At 74.1% G+C, this 297-nt stretch carries 1 pseudogene; it reads right to left on the bottom strand.

Annotated elements, in window-relative coordinates:
* Positions 1-97 precede the first annotated feature (97 nt).
* Positions 98-297: pseudogene (locus QN345_RS20095) on the bottom strand (phytoene desaturase); the annotation flags it as partial.

The raw sequence follows: 297 nt of genomic DNA on the forward strand, positions 1-297 counted from the left end.
GGACCCCGGTCGCGGCGGCTTCCGCGGCGCCGGCGCCGGCGGTGCCGCCCGCTGCGCCGGGCTCCGGGCGCAACGGCACCGTGACCCGGACCGCCGCCGGAACCGGCACGCGCCGGGGCAGGGGCTCCGCGAGCGGTCCCGTACTCGTGTCCGAGCGCATCCTCTTGAGCAGGATTTCGGCGCTGATCAGGCACATCGGAAGCCCGATGCCCGGGATCGTCGTACCGCCCGCGTAGTAGAGGCCGTCGATCTTCGAGGAGGCGTTCGACCCGCGGAAGAACGCGCTCTGCTTGAGCG

It is taken from the genome of Cryobacterium sp. 10I1 (assembly GCF_035019805.1).
Classification (GTDB): Bacteria; Actinomycetota; Actinomycetes; order Actinomycetales; family Microbacteriaceae; genus Cryobacterium; species Cryobacterium glucosi.